Source organism: Nocardia sp. BMG111209 (genome assembly GCF_000381925.1).
Lineage (GTDB): Bacteria > Actinomycetota > Actinomycetes > Mycobacteriales > Mycobacteriaceae > Nocardia.
Genome location: NZ_KB907308.1, coordinates 807951 through 824084, shown reverse-complemented (window position 1 = coordinate 824084; position 16134 = coordinate 807951). Strand labels below are relative to the sequence as shown.

Sequence of the window (16134 nt, the reverse complement as noted above, 5' to 3'; positions counted from 1 at the left end):
GGACAAAGACCGGGCGGCCGGTGTGGATCTAACCTGGGCACATGCCACCCGCCGAACCGTTCGACGTACCCGTCGTGGACATCACCGCCTTCGTCGCCGGGGGCACGGACGCGGATCGGGCCCGGGTGGCCCGGGAGATCGACGCCGCGTGCACCCGGATCGGTTTCGTGCAGATCCTCGGGCACGGCATCCCCGACGCGGTGCAGGCCGGGCTCGCCCGCGCGATCGACGAATTCTTCGGCAGCCCGACCGAATTCAAGAACTCCTACCGGGTCGCCGGCGCGAATCGGGGTTACAGCCCGCCGAAGAGCGAGGCGCTGAGCCTGAGCCTGGGCATCGAATCCGCCGGAGCCAACGACTACTTCGAGGCGTTCAACGTGGGCGTCGAGGCCCGCTCGTTCCCGGGACTGGAGCTGTCCGAGGACGATTACGGGATCAACGTGTGGCCCGCCCTGGCCGGATTCGAGCCCGCGGTGCGCGCGTATTTCGAGCACGCGGGCCGGGTCGCCCGCACGCTGACCGGAATCTTCGCCGCCGCACTGGGTCTGGCGCCGGACTTCTTCACGCGGCTGACCGATCACTCGATCGACGTACTGCGGATGAACAACTACGCGCTGCCGGAGCACACCACGGTGGACGGTGAGCCGACCGGAATGGGGGAGCACACCGATTTCGGGATCGTCACGGTGCTGTGGGCCGATCGGGTGGCGGGGTTACAGGTGCTCGGCGCCGACGGCCGGTGGCACGATGTATCGCCGGAACCCGGTGCGCTGCTGGTGAATCTGGGTGATCTCACCGCGCGGCTCACCAACGACCGCTGGTTGTCCACCCTGCACCGGGTGCGGCCGCCGATCGTCGACGGCGCGGTCCGCCGCCGCCGGTCCGCGGCCTACTTCCACGACGGCAACGTCGACGCGGTGATCGCCACCCTGCCGGACCACGTGAGTGCCGACGGCGCGGCGTACGAGCCGATCGTGGTGCGCGACCACATCGCCGCGAAACTGGCGGGATCGCGGCAGGGCCGGCGCAACCCGAACGCCGAGCGCGAGGCCGCCCGGGTCCGGGCCGCGCACGGGTAACCGGCTCGGGCTGCACCGGCTTGCGCGAGTTCAGCGTGCGCAGGTCCGGCTCGTGCGGGCCCGGCTCGCTCAGGTCCGGCTCGCGCAGGTCCGGCTCGCGCGGGCCCGGCTCGCGCGGCGGATTCGGGCGCCACCGGGTGCCGCCCGACCCGTCACCGCGCGGCGTTCTTGATGAACTCCTCGGCCAGTTCCGGCGCCGGTTCCGCACCGGTGAAGTACCCGCCGCGCACGTGCCGCCGGGTGGTGTCGTCGTCGGTGGCGCGGGCCGCCGAATGCCAGAGGTAGGCGTCGTGCAGCAGCACGTCGCCGCGCTCGGCGTAGACGGGGATCTCCCCGCGCACCTTCTCGAAGCCCAGCGGCATCGGGAACGGCGGCGGTGTCGCGGTGCGGCCACCGGCGGGCCGCGCGGTGGCGGGCACCTCGACGTTGTTGATGTTGCGGTAGGGCGCCGGCGTGGCCCACAGCTGGCTACCGGGCACCACGCGCAGGAAACCGTTCTGCGGACTGGTCGCATCGATGTGGATCGTGAAAGCCGTTGCGGGCCAGATGTCCAGGCTGGGGGCGGACTGCCAGTCCGAATGCCAGCCGATGCGAGTGTAGCCGGATTCCCGGCCGGGCCGGGCATCCTGGTAGACGATCCCGGCGCTGCGGCCGGTGCCCAGCCGGATGTCCGTGCCGAGCAACTGCCGGATCATCGCGACCAACCGGGTGTCGGTGACCGCTCGCTGTACGGCGGGGCTGAGCTCGGTGACGTGCTCGACGTAGTTCGCGAAGACCTCGGCCTTCGCGGCGTCGTCGAGGAACATCGTGGAGCCGTAGCGCGCCGGCAACTCACCGGCCATCACGCGGCGCTGGGCATCCACGCATTCGGTTGTCACCGAGTCCATCTCGGCCTCGGTGAGCAGTCCGCGCACCACGGCGTAGCCGTACATCTGGTAATGCCAGTGGATCCCGGTGGGATCCGTGACATCGAAGACCCCCGGTTCGTCCAGCACACCCATCGATGGCCACCTTCCGCGTCGATCGGACAAATCGTCGGCAAACGATTCTCCCAGTGAATCAGCGAATCGTTTCGGGCATTTGACGATCGTGGGTCGGATCGCTCAGTACGAGTGGATCTCCGGCAGCAGTTCGGCCAGTGCGGTCAGGCGCTCGCGGGTCCACGGTCCCGGCGGGGTCAGCAGCACGTGGTCGAGACCGAGGCGGGCGAGATCGCGCAGGTGGGCGAGGAATTCGGCGCGGTCGCCGTCGGTGTCGACATGGGAGGCGACGGTCTTCTCGATGGAGTCGTAGTCGCGGCCGAGGTCGGCGCAGTGCTTGCGGAGCACGCCGAGCTTGTGGGTCAGGTTGTCGGCGAAGCCCGCGTCCGGGAGGTCGAACAGATTGCAGGCGTCGGCGTAGCGGGCGACCAGGCGCAGGGTCTTCTTCTCACCGCTGCCCGCCACCAGGATCGGCGGATGCGGCCGCTGCACCGAATTCGGCGAGTTCAGCGGCCGGGCCATCCGGTAATGCTTTCCGGTGTACGGGGTTTCGTCGCCGGCCCACATCCGGTGGGCGATCTGCAACACCTCCTCGAGCTGCTCGAACCGCCGGGCCAGCGGCGGGAACGGGATGCCGAGGCCCTCGGCCTCGAAACCGGTGCCCGGCCCCTGCGGTACCGGATCGAACGGCGCACCCGCGCCGACGCCGAAATACGTTCTGCCGCCGCTCCACACATCGAGTGTGGTGGCCGACTTCAGCAGCACACCGGGATGCCGGTAGGCCACGGAGGTGACCAGGGTGCCGAGCCGGATGCGCTCGGTGCGGCCGGCCAGGAAGCCGAGTGTCGTATAGGCCTCGGGCATCGGCGCCTCGGTGGGCTCGCCGGTGACCCGGATCTGGAAGAAATGGTCCATCACCCAGAGGCTGTCGAAGCCCTCGTCGTCCGCCTGCCGGGCGAGATCGCCGACGGTCGAAGCGAATTCGGCGACGGGCAGCGGAAAGGAGAAGTTGGCGAGACTCACGCCGATTTTCATGGCACCCTCTTATCGTTAGCCGGACATCAATCGTATCGTGAGTCGGCTAACAAAATCAACGCGCGGCGGACAGGATGCCGCCGGGGGAGAGCGGTTCGGTTGCGGCGCTACAGTTTCCGGATACCGTCGAGTACCGCACGCAGCATCGACAGGTCCAGCGGACCGGTGTCGCCGACCGGCGCCCGGAAGCTCAGATGCCCGTCGTGGATCAGATCACCGACGAGAATCTTGGTCACCGCCAACGGCAGTCGCAGTACCGCCGACACCTCGGCCACCGACTGCGGCACATGGCACAGCCGCAGGATCTCCACGTACTCCGGCTCGGGACGCCGCAACGGATTCGACGACGACTTCGTCACCACCAGCGTCAGCATGTCCAGTTCCCGGCCCGCCCCGAGGGTGCGGCCGCGCGTGACCGCGTACGGACGGACCAGCGGACCGGCCTGGTCGTCGAACCACGGCTGACCGAAGCGCGTCATGACAATCGGTGCTCCACGTGCTCGCCCGGACCGACCCGGGTCTCCGTCGACAGATGCTGCCCCACCCGCGCCACGGTCAGATTCATCTCGTACGCCACCATGCCCACATTCGCGGTTTCGCTGGCCTGCAGGGCGATACACGCGTTGTCACCGGCGGAGGTGACGAACAGCACCGCCCGGTCCAGTTCGACCACGGCCTGCCGTACCCCGCCGCCGTCGAACCGGTTGCCCGCCGACCGCGCCAGCCCGTACAGCGTCGCCGACATCGCCGCGAAGTGTTCGGCATCCTCCCTGCTCATCGACGTACAGCGGCCCAGCAGCAGTCCGTCGGTGGAATGCACCACCGCGAACCGCACCCCGGCCAGCCGGTCGACGAGATCGTCGAGCAGCCAGTTCAGATCACCTGCGTTGGAAGAGGTCACCTTCGCCTTCCTGTCCTCCGGCGGGAGGAGACGAGATCTCCCGCCGCCCTTGCCTGGTTCCATTGTCTATGGCCGTGAAGAGATTACGGGTCTGTTCGGCCGAGCGTGGCTGCTGCGCACCTTCTTCGGTGTTCCGGACGTCGGCGAGCTCCGGGGCGAGGCTGGCCTGCTTGCGCCGCCGGGGCAGCGGCGGCCGGGTCGGATACCCGGTGCGGCCGCCCCGCGGCTCGTACTGCGACGGGACCGGCGCCGCGTGCCGGCCCGTGGTGGTGGCCGCCGCGGCGGCCACCGGCCACGGTGCGAGAGCGGGGAATTCGCCGGTGGCCGGCGGATCGGGGATGCGGGTGAACCGGTCCGGCAGATGATCGACCGCCATAGTGTCCGGCGACGCGACCAGCGCCACCGGGATCAGCACGATCGCGCGTACCCCGCCGTAGTCGGATTCGGTGAGCCGCACCGAGATTCCGTGCCGGCCGGCCAGCTGGGCCACCACGAACAGGCCGAGCCGGGAATCGGAGGTCAGCGCCGCGACCCCGAAATCCGGTGGCTCGGCCAGCATCCCGTTGACCCGGTCCATCTCCGCGGGTTGCATCCCCATGCCCTGATCGGAGATCTCGAGCACCACGCCGCGGCCCACCGTCGAACCGGTGACCATCACGTTCGACTGCGGTGGCGAGAACGAGGTGGCGTTGTCGACCAGCTCCGCGAGCAGGTGGATGAGGTCGGCCACCACCGCGCCGACCACATGCGCGTCGGGGATCCGGGCGGCGTGTACCCGGACGTAGTCGAGGGTTTCGCCGACCGCGCTGCGCACCACCTCCACCAGCGGCACCGGACGGCGCCACTGCCGGCCGGGCAGGCCGCCGCCGAGGATGATCAGATTCTCCGCGTTGCGCCGCTCCCGGGTGGCCAGGTGGTCGAGCCGGAACAGGGTGTCCAGCGTCGCCGGATCCTCCTGCTGCGATTCGGCCTCGTCGAGGATCTCCAGCAGCCGGTGCACCACCACCTGGCTGCGGTGCGCGATGTTCAGGAAGACCGCGCGCACACCCTCGCGGGTCCGCGCCTCGGTGATCGCGGCGCCGATCGCGGCGTTGTGCGCCTGGGTGAACGCGCGGGCCACCTGACCGACCTCGTCGGAGCCGAAGTCCAGGGTCGCGGACAGCGTGGTGGTGTCGAGCTGTTCACCCGCGGCGAGCCGGCGGGTCACATCGGGCAGTTGCTGCTCGGCCAGCGCGAGCGTCTGCGTCCGCAGCCGCTGCAGCCGGCCGATCAGCCGGTTCGCCAGCAGGACGGCGATCGCGAAGGCCAGCACCGAGATCGCCAGCGCGCCACCGCCGGCCAGCGCCGCGTTGCGCGAGGTGCGGTTCACCGCGTCGAGCGCGGCCTTGTTGGTCTTGACGCTCTCCTCCTCCCACACTTGCAGGGTACGGGTGGAGACGTCGGTCGCGGCCGCACGCCAATCGGCGATCGACATCGGGGGTGGTTGGATCGCACCGGTTTTGGTGAGTGGGGGATCGATGACCCATTCCTCCATCGCCGCCAGGCGTTGCCAGGCAGGGGAACTCACGATCGATTTGGCGACGTCGTTGTCCGTCCCGATCAACTGCGTGGCCAGCGGCGGCATTTCGGTGCGATAGAAGCCGACCTGGTTGCGGTAGTCGTCCAGCTGCGCGGGCGACAGCGGCGTGCCGCCCAGTACGACGCCGGTCAGCGCGATGCTGCGCGACAGCGATTCCAGCGCCAGCAGCAGTTGCAGCCCGTGCTGCATCTCGAGTGTGATCGCCGGATTGGGCGCATCCTTCACCACGCCGGTGCTGCTGCCCGAGACGCCGTCGAGGATCTGGTTGAACACGCCGTAGATGTTGTCCGGGGGCATGGCCCCGGCATCGACGGCCGCCCGCATCCGGGGCATCGACGCGGTCAGGGTGTTGAACCCCTCCTCCGCGTAGGAGGCGCGTTTGCCGTAGGCGTTGTTGTTGACCATCTGCTGGATCGGAGCGACCGCGCGCAGGGCGTCGTCCACCTGCTGCCGGGCCTTGGCCAGCGCGGCGGGATCGCCCTGCCCGGACTGCAACCATATCGACTGCATGCGCTCCTGCTGGAACGCGTCCACCAGGGGGCCGCCGATCTGGTTGGTGCCACCCAGTACCGCCAGCCAATCGTGGGCGTCGCGGCTCTCGGAGTACAGATAACCGGCCGTGCCGACACCGATGCTCAGCAGTGCCAGGCTCGGGACGAACGCGATCACGAGTATGCGGGTGCGTACCCCGCCGGTCCTCGCCTTGAACATCGGCATACTGTAACGATTACTGCATGCGCCGGGGACCGTTTCGCGCACGCTGCTGCCGGGGGCCGCTCCCAGCGGCAACACGAGTGGAGCCCATCGCGATTCGACCGGCCGCGATCCGTTCCCGATCGGCCGCCCGGGTGGTGGTTCTACGCTGGACGAACCATGAGCGACGACGATTTCCAGACCGCCTTCTGGTCGGCCAAACACGCCCTGGCCGTCGCGGCGGCCGCCGCCTATGCCGAACACGGTGTCTACGAGGGTCAGCAGTTCATCCTGCGCTGCCTGTGGGCCGAGGACGGCCTGGCGCCGGGCGAGGTCGCCAAGCGGCTGGGCCTGGCCACGCCGACGGTGACGCGGGCGACCACCCGGATGGAGGCCGCCGGGCTGGTCCGCCGCGAGCCGCATCCGACCGACCGCCGCCTGGTCCGCCTGCACCTGACCGACCGCGGCCGCGAACTGGAACATCGCATCGAGGAGGCCGGCGCGCAGCTCACCGAGCGCGCCCTCGCGGGTTTCACCGCCGCCGAGCGGGTCACCGTACTGGCGGCGCTGCGCCGGATCGAGCGCAATCTGGACCGCGGCCCGGCTCAGTAGGCGCGGAGGGTGGCGGTGAGTTCCGCGGCGAAGGTGTCCGGAGACAGTCCGGCGGCGGTCAGTACCCGGACGAAGACGCAGTCGGGCAGGCGCAGGATCGCCAGTTGCAGATGTTCGACGCCGATGTGGTCGTGGCCGAACTCGCCGGCGATCCCGCCCGCGGAACGCAGCATCGCGAACCGGTCGGCGCTCATCCGGTAATCCGGCGCGCCGAGTGCCGCACCGACCGATGCGGCGAGCCGCTCCCGATCGCCGCCGAGCCGGCCCAGGACCTGGGTCGGTACCGCGGCCGGATCGTGCAGTACCGCGAATTGCAGATGGTCGGCGCCGGTCTCGTCGTGCCCGCGCTCCCGGGCGACCGCCTCCGCGTAGCCGAGGATCCAGTTCATGCGGGGGGTGAGGATGACTCCCTGGTGTCCGGTGGACATCCTCCGATGGTGCGCAGATCTGCGCACCGTGTCCAGTCCGATGGTCACAGGTGCGTCGCGGGATGACCCGGCACCGGATTTGCTGATCGTATGCTGATCATGCTTGCCGACGATGTCCGCCTGCGTGGGAGAGGGAGAACGCCGTATGCCGGACTCGAAGCCGAACATCCTGGTCATCTGGGGCGATGACATCGGGATCACGAATCTGAGCTGCTACAGCGACGGGTTGATGGGTTACCGGACCCCCAATATCGACCGGCTGGCCGCCGAGGGTATGCGGTTCACCGATTCCTACGGCGAGCAGAGCTGCACCGCGGGGCGCGCGGCATTCATCTCCGGTCAGAGCGTGTACCGCACGGGTATGAGCAAGGTCGGCGTGCCGGGGGCGGATATCGGGTTGTCGCACGAGGATCCGACGATCGCGGAGCTGATCGGACCGCTCGGCTACGCGACCGGGCAGTTCGGCAAGAACCATCTCGGTGATCTGAACAAGTACCTGCCGACCGTGCGCGGATTCGACGAATTCTTCGGCAACCTCTATCACCTCAACGCCGAGGAGGAACCGGAGCTACCGGATTTCCCCAGCGCGCAAGCCTATCCGCGGCTGCACGATCTCCAGTTGCCGCGCGGGATGCTGCGGTGCCGGGCCACCGACGTCGACGACGACACCGAGGATCCGAAATTCGGCCGGGTCGGCAAGCAGCGGATCGAGGACACCGGGCCGCTGACCAAGAAGCGGATGGAGACCGTCGACGACGAGATCGCCGACGCCTGTATCGATTTCATCCGCCGGCAGCACCAGGCCGGGACCCCGTTCTTCGTATGGCTGAACTTCACCCACATGCATGTGCGCACCCACACCAAACCCGGCAGTCGCGGGCAGGCCGGATTCTGGCAGTCGGCGTATCACGACACGATGATCGATCACGACCGCAATGTCGGTCAGGTCCTGGATCTGCTGGACGAACTCGGGCTGGCCGAGGACACGATCGTCATCTACAGCACCGACAACGGCCCGCACGCCAACACCTGGCCGGACGGAGCGACGACGCCGTTCCGCAGCGAGAAGGACACCAACTGGGAGGGCGGGTTCCGGGTGCCGGAACTGATCCGCTGGCCCGGCCGCATCCCGGCCGGTGTGGTGTCCAACGAGATCGTCCAGCACCACGATTGGCTGCCGACGCTGATCGCCGCCGCCGGGGACCCCGACATCGTGGCGGAGCTGAAGAAGGGCCACACCGCCGGGGACAAGGCCTTCAAGGTCCATATCGACGGCTACAACCTGCTGCCCTATCTGACCGGGCAGATCGAGCACAGTCCCCGGCGCGCGATGGTGTATTTCTCCGACGACTGCGACGTGCTCGGCATCCGGTTCGAGAACTGGAAGATCGTGTTCATGGAGCAACGGGCCACCGGCACGCTGGGGATCTGGGCCGAACCGTTCACCCCGTTGCGCATACCGAAGCTGTTCAACCTGCGCACCGACCCGTTCGAGCGCGCCGACGGCACCTCCAACACCTACTGGGACTGGTTCCTCGACCACGACTACATCGCCGCCTACGGCACCGCGATCGGGACCGCGTTCCTCGAGACCTTCCGGGAGTTCCGGCCCCGGCAGGAGCCCGCCACGTTCACCATCGACCACGCCGTGGCCAAACTGCGCGAATATCTGGCCCGGGACTGAGGCGCTCAGTGCCCGCAGGCGTTGACCCATTCCGACATGCCGTCGGCGAACTGCTGCCGTTTCCAGATCGGAACCTCGTGCTTGATCCGATCGATCAGCGCGGCGCAGGTGGCGAACGCCTCGGCCCGGTGCGGTGCGGCCACCGCGGCCACGACCGCCAGATCGCCGATGGTCAGCGCGCCGATCCGATGCGCGACGGCCACCGGCAGCCCGGACTCGCGGGCCACCTCGGCGCATACGCGGTGCAGGAACTGCTCGGCCTGCGGATGCGCCGAGTACTCCAGCGCGGAGACCGGCTGCCCGCTGTCGTGGTCGCGGACCTTGCCGGTGAACACGACGACCGCGCCGTATTCCGGGCCGCTGACCGCCTGTTCGACCTCGGCCGGGTCCAGCGGCCGCTCGTCGATCCGGGTCAGCCGCACGCGCGACAGGGTGTCAGTCATGCCTACCTCCTCCGGCCACCTGGGCCAGCAGATGTTCGAGCAGTGGCTCCAGCACCGCGATACCGTCCCGGACGCCGCCCGGGGAGCCGGGCAGGTTGATCACCACCGAGCGTCCGGTGAGGCCCGCCGCGCCGCGGGACAGGGCCGCCAGCGGGAACTTCTCGGCGCCGAAGCGGCGGATCGCCTCGGCCACGCCGGGCAGTTCGCGGTCGAGCAGCGCCAGCGTCGCCTCGGGGGTGGCATCGGTGGGGGAGGCGCCGGTTCCGCCGGTGGTGATCACCAGGGCGGGGGTTCCGGTCAGCGCGTCCGCCAGGCCGTTGGCGATCTCGGCGTCGGCGTAGACCAGTGGTCCGCGCACCATGAAGCCGAGGCCCCGCAGCCAGTCCACCAGTACCGGGCCGGTGGTGTCGAGGCGCGTCCCGGCGGCCGTGCCGGTGGACGCCACCAGGACCGCGGCGCGGCGGGGTTCGTCCATGGGCTCCGGCGCCTCGGTGGGCCGCCGGTGCTCGTGCCCGGTCTGCTCGGGTGGGTGTCCGGCCGGCTCGGGGGCGTGTGCGGCCGGCGCGGGGGAGTCCGGCGTGGCCTGCGGTGTTCCGGCCGTCGAATCGTCTCGGGGAGAAGGTGATTCGCCGGGCACCGGCGCGGCGGTGCCGGGATCCGGGCTGCCGGCGCCGGGGTGCGCCGGTTCGGGGTCCAGGGTCGGCGGCTGGAAGGCCGCCTGTTCGCGCTCCCAATGTCCTTGCTTCCCACCGTCTTTGGTGAGCAGGCGAATACCGTCGAGCACGGCGGCCGGGTCGATCGCCTTGACCATGTCGTGCAGGGTGAGCCCGGCGACGGCGACCGCGGTGAGGGCCTCCATCTCGACGCCGGTGGGGCCCTTGGTCTTCGCGACGGCCTCGATCATGATGGCGTCGACGGTGAAGCCGAAGTGGATGTCGACCGAGGACAGGGCCAGCTGATGACACAGCGGGATCAGCTCCGAGGTCTTCTTCGCGCCCATGATGCCCGCCAGCCGGGCCGTGGCCAGCACATCGGCCTTGGGCATATCGTCGGCGCGGACCAGTTCCACCACCCGGGACGTGGTGCGCAGGATGCCGGCGGCGAGCGCGGTCCGCACCGTGTCGGCCTTGGCGCTCACGTCGACCATGCGGGCGCGGCCCTCCGAATCCACGTGGGACAGACGGGGATCGCCGGTCTGCTCGCTCATAGTTCCCGCACTTCCACACTCGTGCCCACGGCCAGGTCGGTGGCGGCCGCGGGGATGTCGATCAGGACGTCGGCCTGGGCCATCGCGGCGATCAGATGCGATCCCGGGCCCGAAACCAGCGTCACCCCATCGGCTTCCAGTCTGCCGCGGAGGAACTGCCGCCGCCCGGCCGGTGACCGCACCGGATCGCGTAGCGGCACCACGTATCCGGGGATCTCGGGCAGGCCCGCGAGGTCGCGCAGGATCGGCCGCGCGAACACCTCGAACGACACCAGGGTGCTCACCGGATTGCCGGGGAAGCTCAGTACCGACACCCCGTCGATCACGCTGACGCCCTGCGGGCCGCCGGGTTGCATGGCGACGGAACCGAATTCGCCGCCGAGAGGGGCCAGCGCGTCCTTGACCACCTCGAAGTCGCCCTTGGACACGCCACCGGAGGTGAACACCACGTCCGCGGATCGGGTTGCGGCGCCGAGCAGTTCGCGGAAGGACGCGGCATCGTCGCGGCTGTGCTCGATCGACACCACCTCGACCCCGTTGGCGGCCAGCGCGGCGGCCAGGGCGATGCCGTTGGAATCGTAGATCTGCCCGGGGCCCAGGCGGGTGCCCGCGGGCACCAGTTCGTCGCCGGTGGTGAGCACGGCCGCGTGGATCGGCCGGAACACCGGCACGGTGGTGAGCCCGACCGCGGCCAGGACGGCGATGTGCCGGGGCGCGACCAGCGTCCCCGCCGCCACCAGCCGCTCGCCGGCCCGGACGTCGGTACCCGGCTCGCGGACGAAATCGCCTGCGGCGCGGGCCTGTTCGATCGTGACCGTGACGCCGTCGGTGCCGGTGTCCTCGACCGGCACGACGCAGTCGGCGCCCGTGGGCAGCGGCGCGCCGGTCATGATCTTCAGCGCGGCGCCGGGCGGCAGCGTCGCACCGCCGCGGTCGCCCGCGGCGATCACGCCGGCCAGCGGGAGTGTGACGGGTACGGTGGCCAGCGATTCGGCCCGCACCGCGTACCCGTCCATCGCGGAGTTACGGAACACCGGCAGATCCACCGGCGCGAGCACGTCCTCGGCCAGCCGCCGGCCCAGTGCCGCGGTCAGCGGGGCCCGGTCGATCGCGCGCCAGGCCAGCGGCCGCAGCAGTTGCTCGACACGATCGCGATGCGCTTCGACGGACCACGCCGAAGCGGGTGCGGGCCGGGTATTCATGAGGCCAGCCTAACGGTGGGCCGGTTCGGTTCCGACCGGTCGCCGCCTCGAAACGCTGCGCCCGCCGCCGTGCCCCGGGCGGCGTGCGGTATATCCGGTGGGACGGAATTCGATCTCGGTGCGGGACCGTAGCTCGGAATTTCCGGAGTTGCGGACGGATTTCCCGGATGCCGCCGCAGCCTCGGTGATACGGCCCGCCGGTCGCGCGATCGGACCGTCGAGCGGCCAGCTCACCGAGGGCCGTCGGGTGGGCGTGAGATCGATGAGTGGACATAATGGGCGGATGACCGTCGTTCTCATGGGGCTCCCTGCGGTGCGGGGTGGGCGTCCCGCGCTCGACGGCCGGCCCGACACCCCCGAGCTGGTCGACAAATTCGGCCGCATCGCCCGGGATCTGCGCGTGTCGATCACCGAGAAGTGTTCGCTGCGGTGTACCTACTGCATGCCCGAGGAGGGCCTGCCTGCCATTCCGGGCCACGAGTTGCTGTCCGCGCCGGAGATCGTCCGGCTGGTCGCGCTGGCGGTGCGGGAACTCGGGGTGCGCGAGGTCCGGTTCACCGGCGGCGAGCCGCTGATGCGGCGTGATCTCGAGGAGATCGTCGCGGGCTGCCGGGCGGAGGTGCCGGGCACCCCGCTGGCCATGACCACCAACGGCGTCGGGCTGGAGCACCGGGCACGCGGCCTCGCGGCGGCCGGGCTGCGCCGGGTCAACGTCTCGCTGGACACCGTCGACCGCGCCGGATTCGCCCGGCTGACCCGGCGCGACCGGCTGGCCTCGGCGCAGGCGGGTATCCGCGCCGCGCACGCGGCCGGGCTGGCGCCGGTCAAGGTGAACGCGGTGCTCATGCGCGAAACCCTTTCCGGCGCAGCGGATCTGCTGCGCTGGTGCCTCGACGAGGGCTGTGAACTGCGGTTCATCGAGGAGATGCCGCTGGACGCCGATCACGAATGGGCCCGCGCCAACATGATCACCGCCGCCGAACTGCTGGACGTGCTCGGCGCGCGCTTCACCCTCGAGCCGATCGGCCGGTCGGATCCGTCCGCGCCGGCGGAGACCTGGCTGGTCGACGGCGGGCCCGCCACGGTCGGCATCATCGCCTCGGTCACCCGCACGTTCTGCGGCGACTGCGACCGCACCCGGCTCACCGCCGACGGAATGGTGCGGTCCTGCCTGTTCAGCGATCAGGAATACGATCTGCGCAGCCTGTTGCGCACGGGCGCCTCCGATGCCGAGGTGGCCGGCGTGTGGCGGGGTGCGATGTGGAACAAGTGGGCGGGCCACGGCATCGACGCCGAGGGTTTCGTGCCGCCGGAACGAACGATGGGAGCAATCGGTGGTTGAGATCCGCTACTTCGCCGCCATCGCCGACGCGGTCGGCAAGGTGAGCGAACGTTTCGACCTGCCCGCCGAGGCCACCGTCGCCGACCTGCGCCGCGTACTCACCGGGACCTACGGCCCCGAGCTGGATCCGATGTTGAAGGTGTGCGCCTTCCTCATCGACGACGAGCTGACCCGCGACGATGCCGCCGTGCTCACCGCCCGGGTCGACGTGCTGCCGCCGTTCGCGGGCGGGTGACGCGCCGCCGCGCGTGCCGTCGGCGCGGGTGAGGACCTCGCCCGGTTACGCCGCGACGATCGCGCGGACCAGATGTTCCCAGTGGTCGACGATCTGGTCCGGGGTGTAGCCGAGGACCCGGATCTGGTGCAGTACCAGGGCGGCGTCCAGGCTCGCCAGCAGCGTGTCGGCCAGCAGCGGGATGTCGCCCCTGGCTCCGGCCTGCCGGAGCAGCAGGGCCACATGGGTTTTGGCGATGTTGTAGGGCGCGCTGGCGTGGGTGCCCCGGTCGGCGGCGCGGCGCAGTTCGCCCTCGACCTGGATGAGCGCCATCCGCGCCCGGCCGAACGCGATCAGCCGGGTCAGCGGCGGCGCGTCGGGACCCAGCGGCGGCGGCCCGAACATGTAGGCGGCCTGCATCTTCCGATCGGATTGATCGAGCAGTGCGAGCATCAGCCCGGCGCGGTTGCCGAACCGGCGGAACACCGTGCCCTTGCCGACCCCGGCGCGCTTGGCCACCGCGTCCATCGTGACCGCGTCGGCGCCCTCCTCGCGGACCAGTTGCTCGGCGGCGTCCAGCAGCAGTTGCCGGTTGCGGGCGGCGTCGCTGCGTTCCGGATGTCCGAGTACCGACAGGCTAGGGAACAGGTCGGAGCCGGACAGATCCACCGAGACCGGCTCGATCGGCAGGTGGATCGGCAGGGTCCCGGCCGGTTGCTCGAGACACGGATCGGACGGGTCGTCTGTGTCACGGCTCACGACGGGCATCCTCGGGGGGCGGAATGAAAGCGGACCATGGTCCGGTTATCCTGACGTACAGGCGCCGTGCGCCGCAACACCGCTTCAGGAGGAATCGTCAATGTCCCAGACTCGCATTCTCGCGCTCGTCGGCAGCCTGCGGGCCGCGTCGATCAATCGGCAGCTCGCCGAAGCCGCGGCGCAGACCGCCCCGTCGGGCGTGGAGGTGAGCATCTACGAGGGCCTCGGCGACATTCCTTTCTACAACGAGGACCTCGACGTCGAGGGGCAGGTGCCCGCCGCGGCCACCGCCCTGCGTGCCGCGATCGCCGACGCGGACGCGTTGCTGCTGTTCGTGCCCGAGTACAACGGCACCATCCCGGCCGCGCTGAAGAACGTCATCGACTGGGCGTCGCGCCCGTACGGCGTCGGCGCGATCAAGGGTAAGCCGACCGCGGTGATCAGCGCCTCCATCAGCGCGAATGCCGCCAAGTGGGCGCACGGCGACACCGTGAAGGCGCTCGGCGTCGCGGGCGCCGCGGTCGTGGAGGACGCCACCGTGCACTTCGGCGGCGTCGGCCAGCGGTTCGCCGAGGCCACGCCGAGCCAGGACGCCGAGACCATCGCGGAACTCGCCGGCGCGATCCGCGAGCTGGTCACCGGGATCGCTCAGGTCGCCGCCTGATCCGTCCCGAGGCGCCGGATCGCTCCGGCGCTCGTCCAGGGCCCGCCCCCGTCGCAACGCCGACGGGGGCGGGCCCTTGTCGTACCGGCGACAGGTGGCCGAAGGGGTCCACGGTGCTTCCGGGATGGATGGGATCACTGTGACGAATGGGAGAGATGGGTTTGCTGAGAAGGAACTGTTGTGTGAAATCGTGATCTGCGCCACTGTCGTGTCGAGTTGCGGGATCGTCTGTCCAGGTACTTACGTCCGGCGAATTCCATCCGTGTGACTCGCTACATGTCGTGTTGGATGATTCTGTCGGCCACTAGGTGTAGTGTCTCGAGTACCGGAAGGCGACGCGGATTCCGAGCCGGTCACGGCAGGGAATCCGACGGCGCCGGGCCTTGGTCGGTCCGTCGGCGGCATGCGCCCGGCGTTGGCTGGACACCACCCGATGCTGTCGTTCTTTCCGGGGTATGCGCAGCACCACACGGATCTGCTCAGTCGTGCACTGCAAGGTTGCATCGGGTCGAGGATGAAGAGAGAGGGATACTCATGACCGTCACCGTCTACACCAAGCCCGCATGTGTGCAGTGCAATGCCACCTACCGCGCGCTCGACAAGGTCGGCGTCGACTACGAGGTCATCGACATCTCGGAGAATCCCGATGCGCGTGACTACGTGATGGCGCTGGGCTATCTGCAGGCCCCGGTCGTCGTCGCCGGCGACGAGCACTGGTCCGGCTTCCGCCCGGACCGGATCAAGTCCTTGGCCGCCCTGGTGGCCTGAGTAGCTGCCCGCTCCATCGGGCGGGCGGCCGGGAAGGGGTGCGGCTGCGATGATCGACACCGATCTGCCCCGCACGGGCGGGGAGGGGCTGCTGGTCTACTTCTCGAGCGCCTCAGAGAATACGCACCGTTTCGTCGAGCGACTGGGTCTGCCGGCCGTTCGTATTCCGCTCCACACCGCCGACTCGCTCCGCGTCGACGAGCCCTGTGTGCTGATCTGCCCCACCTACGGCGGCGGTCGACATGTGTTGGGGGGCAACCGATCCGACAAGGAATTCGTCCCGAGGCAGGTGGCGAAGTTCCTCAACGATCCACACAATCGTGCGTTGCTGCGCGGCGTCATCGCGGCCGGCAACACCAACTTCGGTGAGACGTACTGCTATGCGGGAGAGGTCATCTCCCGCAAGTGCGGGGTGCCGTACCTGTATCGCTTCGAACTCATGGGAACCGCGGAGGACGTCGAGCGCGTCCGAGAGGGATTGGGATTGTTTTGGCAACGACCACAGCACCGGCCGGAAAGACGGCCCGCCTAGAGCGTCCGGTCA

At 69.7% G+C, this 16134-nt stretch carries 18 protein-coding genes; 8 read left to right on the top strand and 10 right to left on the bottom strand.

Features of this window, described 5'->3' with window-relative positions; translation table 11 throughout:
• Positions 1-41 precede the first annotated feature (41 nt).
• Complete coding sequence (locus G361_RS0127345) at positions 42-1079, top strand: isopenicillin N synthase family oxygenase (RefSeq protein WP_019930314.1); 1038 nt, start codon at positions 42-44, stop codon at positions 1077-1079.
• A gap of 152 nt (positions 1080-1231) precedes the next feature.
• Here G361_RS0127345 and G361_RS0127340 read toward each other — a convergent pair whose 3' ends face one another.
• The 5 genes from G361_RS0127340 to G361_RS0127320 all read right to left on the bottom strand — a co-directional run bounded on the left by G361_RS0127340 (position 1232) and on the right by G361_RS0127320 (position 6285).
• Complete coding sequence (locus tag G361_RS0127340; protein WP_019930313.1) at positions 1232-2080, bottom strand: phytanoyl-CoA dioxygenase family protein; 849 nt, start codon at positions 2078-2080, stop codon at positions 1232-1234.
• A 102-nt stretch (positions 2081-2182) separates the two neighbouring features.
• Positions 2183-3094: an LLM class F420-dependent oxidoreductase gene (locus tag G361_RS0127335; RefSeq protein WP_019930312.1), complete on the bottom strand. Its 912-nt coding sequence runs from the start codon at positions 3092-3094 to the stop codon at positions 2183-2185.
• Positions 3095-3201: 107 nt separating this feature from the next.
• Positions 3202-3573, bottom strand: coding sequence for a DUF742 domain-containing protein (locus G361_RS0127330; protein ID WP_019930311.1), 372 nt, complete (start codon positions 3571-3573; stop codon positions 3202-3204).
• Positions 3570-3995, bottom strand: coding sequence for a roadblock/LC7 domain-containing protein (locus G361_RS0127325; protein WP_019930310.1), 426 nt, complete (start codon positions 3993-3995; stop codon positions 3570-3572). Before G361_RS0127325 ends, G361_RS0127330 begins: the two co-directional genes overlap by 4 nt.
• On the bottom strand, positions 3973-6285 hold the full coding sequence (locus G361_RS0127320; protein ID WP_036495554.1) for a sensor histidine kinase: 2313 nt from the start codon (positions 6283-6285) through the stop codon (positions 3973-3975). The genes G361_RS0127325 and G361_RS0127320 overlap by 23 nt, the downstream gene beginning before the upstream one ends.
• 162 nt (positions 6286-6447) lie before the next feature.
• On the opposite strand from G361_RS0127320, the gene G361_RS0127315 reads away from it, so the two are divergent.
• Positions 6448-6879, top strand: a complete 432-nt coding sequence (locus G361_RS0127315) for a MarR family transcriptional regulator (RefSeq protein WP_019930309.1) — start codon at positions 6448-6450, stop codon at positions 6877-6879.
• Here G361_RS0127315 and G361_RS48605 read toward each other — a convergent pair.
• Entirely contained in the window at positions 6873-7307 is a 435-nt protein-coding gene (locus G361_RS48605) for a Clp protease N-terminal domain-containing protein (protein ID WP_196814647.1), read from the bottom strand. The two genes, G361_RS0127315 and G361_RS48605, sit on opposite strands and share 7 nt — an antisense overlap.
• 145 nt (positions 7308-7452) lie before the next feature.
• On the opposite strand from G361_RS48605, the gene G361_RS0127305 reads away from it, so the two are divergent.
• Entirely contained in the window at positions 7453-8991 is a 1539-nt protein-coding gene (locus G361_RS0127305) for an arylsulfatase (RefSeq protein ID WP_019930307.1), read from the top strand.
• 5 nt (positions 8992-8996) lie between these two features.
• Here the strand turns inward: G361_RS0127305 and G361_RS0127300 are convergent, their stop codons facing one another.
• The 3 genes from G361_RS0127300 to glp are packed head-to-tail and all read right to left on the bottom strand — an operon-like array spanning position 8997 to position 11843.
• Positions 8997-9434, bottom strand: a complete 438-nt coding sequence (locus G361_RS0127300; protein WP_019930306.1) for a molybdenum cofactor biosynthesis protein MoaE — start codon at positions 9432-9434, stop codon at positions 8997-8999.
• Positions 9427-10641, bottom strand: a complete 1215-nt coding sequence (gene moaCB, locus G361_RS48600) for a bifunctional molybdenum cofactor biosynthesis protein MoaC/MoaB (RefSeq protein ID WP_019930305.1) — start codon at positions 10639-10641, stop codon at positions 9427-9429. The genes G361_RS0127300 and moaCB overlap by 8 nt, the downstream gene beginning before the upstream one ends.
• Positions 10638-11843, bottom strand: coding sequence for a gephyrin-like molybdotransferase Glp (gene glp / locus G361_RS0127290; RefSeq protein ID WP_019930304.1), 1206 nt, complete (start codon positions 11841-11843; stop codon positions 10638-10640). Before glp ends, moaCB begins: the two co-directional genes overlap by 4 nt.
• A gap of 283 nt (positions 11844-12126) precedes the next feature.
• On the opposite strand from glp, the gene moaA reads away from it, so the two are divergent.
• Both moaA and G361_RS0127275 read left to right on the top strand, forming a co-directional pair.
• Positions 12127-13185, top strand: a complete 1059-nt coding sequence (moaA, locus tag G361_RS0127280) for a GTP 3',8-cyclase MoaA (RefSeq protein WP_019930302.1) — start codon at positions 12127-12129, stop codon at positions 13183-13185.
• Positions 13178-13420, top strand: coding sequence for a MoaD/ThiS family protein (locus G361_RS0127275; RefSeq protein WP_019930301.1), 243 nt, complete (start codon positions 13178-13180; stop codon positions 13418-13420). Before moaA ends, G361_RS0127275 begins: the two co-directional genes overlap by 8 nt.
• A 45-nt stretch (positions 13421-13465) precedes the next feature.
• Here the strand turns inward: G361_RS0127275 and G361_RS0127270 are convergent, their stop codons facing one another.
• Entirely contained in the window at positions 13466-14167 is a 702-nt protein-coding gene (locus tag G361_RS0127270; RefSeq protein WP_019930300.1) for a TetR family transcriptional regulator, read from the bottom strand.
• Between the two features lie 91 nt (positions 14168-14258).
• Between G361_RS0127270 and G361_RS0127265 the strand changes: the two genes are divergently transcribed.
• The 3 genes from G361_RS0127265 (at position 14259) to nrdI (ending at position 16122) form a co-directional block, all read left to right on the top strand.
• Positions 14259-14822: an NAD(P)H-dependent oxidoreductase gene (locus G361_RS0127265; protein WP_019930299.1), complete on the top strand. Its 564-nt coding sequence runs from the start codon at positions 14259-14261 to the stop codon at positions 14820-14822.
• A gap of 534 nt (positions 14823-15356) precedes the next feature.
• Positions 15357-15590, top strand: coding sequence for a redoxin NrdH (locus G361_RS0127260; protein WP_026343576.1), 234 nt, complete (start codon positions 15357-15359; stop codon positions 15588-15590).
• Between the two features lie 49 nt (positions 15591-15639).
• Positions 15640-16122 carry a class Ib ribonucleoside-diphosphate reductase assembly flavoprotein NrdI gene (gene nrdI / locus G361_RS0127255; protein WP_019930298.1) on the top strand — a complete coding sequence of 161 codons (483 nt, stop codon included), beginning with the start codon at positions 15640-15642 and terminating at the stop codon, positions 16120-16122.
• Positions 16123-16134 lie beyond the last annotated feature (12 nt).

Coding starts and splice junctions, on each gene's coding strand:
- G361_RS0127345 (WP_019930314.1), top strand. CDS start 42: ATGCCACCCGCCGAACCGTTCGACGTACCCGTCGTGGACATCACCGCC.
- G361_RS0127340 (WP_019930313.1), bottom strand. CDS start 2,080: ATGGGTGTGCTGGACGAACCGGGGGTCTTCGATGTCACGGATCCCACC.
- G361_RS0127335 (WP_019930312.1), bottom strand. CDS start 3,094: ATGAAAATCGGCGTGAGTCTCGCCAACTTCTCCTTTCCGCTGCCCGTC.
- G361_RS0127330 (WP_019930311.1), bottom strand. CDS start 3,573: ATGACGCGCTTCGGTCAGCCGTGGTTCGACGACCAGGCCGGTCCGCTG.
- G361_RS0127320 (WP_036495554.1), bottom strand. CDS start 6,285: ATGTTCAAGGCGAGGACCGGCGGGGTACGCACCCGCATACTCGTGATC.
- G361_RS0127315 (WP_019930309.1), top strand. CDS start 6,448: ATGAGCGACGACGATTTCCAGACCGCCTTCTGGTCGGCCAAACACGCC.
- G361_RS48605 (WP_196814647.1), bottom strand. CDS start 7,307: ATGTCCACCGGACACCAGGGAGTCATCCTCACCCCCCGCATGAACTGG.
- G361_RS0127305 (WP_019930307.1), top strand. CDS start 7,453: ATGCCGGACTCGAAGCCGAACATCCTGGTCATCTGGGGCGATGACATC.
- G361_RS0127300 (WP_019930306.1), bottom strand. CDS start 9,434: ATGACTGACACCCTGTCGCGCGTGCGGCTGACCCGGATCGACGAGCGG.
- moaCB (WP_019930305.1), bottom strand. CDS start 10,641: ATGAGCGAGCAGACCGGCGATCCCCGTCTGTCCCACGTGGATTCGGAG.
- glp (WP_019930304.1), bottom strand. CDS start 11,843: ATGAATACCCGGCCCGCACCCGCTTCGGCGTGGTCCGTCGAAGCGCAT.
- moaA (WP_019930302.1), top strand. CDS start 12,127: ATGACCGTCGTTCTCATGGGGCTCCCTGCGGTGCGGGGTGGGCGTCCC.
- G361_RS0127270 (WP_019930300.1), bottom strand. CDS start 14,167: ATGCCCGTCGTGAGCCGTGACACAGACGACCCGTCCGATCCGTGTCTC.
- G361_RS0127265 (WP_019930299.1), top strand. CDS start 14,259: ATGTCCCAGACTCGCATTCTCGCGCTCGTCGGCAGCCTGCGGGCCGCG.
- G361_RS0127260 (WP_026343576.1), top strand. CDS start 15,357: ATGACCGTCACCGTCTACACCAAGCCCGCATGTGTGCAGTGCAATGCC.
- nrdI (WP_019930298.1), top strand. CDS start 15,640: ATGATCGACACCGATCTGCCCCGCACGGGCGGGGAGGGGCTGCTGGTC.